Genomic DNA, 283 nt, shown 5'->3' with positions numbered 1-283 from the left:
TGGTTAGTCGGCTCGTCTAATAATGGGAAAACATTATCCTGGGCAAATAGGGCAGCCAGTAATAGCTTGGTTTGTTCGCCACCGCTGAGGGTGCTGAAAGGTTGCCATAGTAAGCTGTCCTCAGCATTGAGCTTGGTTAGTTCCCGCTCGACCTTCCATTGCACTAGCTCTGGAGCAGCTTGAATCAGGCTGAACCAGGCTAGTTGTTCCGGATTAGTAATATTTAACGGAAAGGCTGCAAAATGCAATTGAGTTTGAATCGTTCCTTGGTAGGTTAATTGCC

The 283-nt window shown here is 47.0% G+C and carries 1 protein-coding gene; it reads right to left on the bottom strand.

Translation table 11 applies throughout. The features are described 5' to 3' along the window. Window positions 1-283, bottom strand: a 283-nt coding sequence (locus ACFIK0_RS09385; RefSeq protein WP_375663908.1) for an ATP-binding cassette domain-containing protein, incomplete at both ends; no start/stop codon positions are given.

This window comes from Bartonella sp. CL63NXGY, assembly GCF_042194905.1.
Lineage (GTDB): Bacteria > Pseudomonadota > Alphaproteobacteria > Rhizobiales > Rhizobiaceae > Bartonella.
The sequence above is the reverse complement of the archived record's forward strand: the minus strand, read 5'-3'. Positions and strand labels throughout refer to the sequence as shown.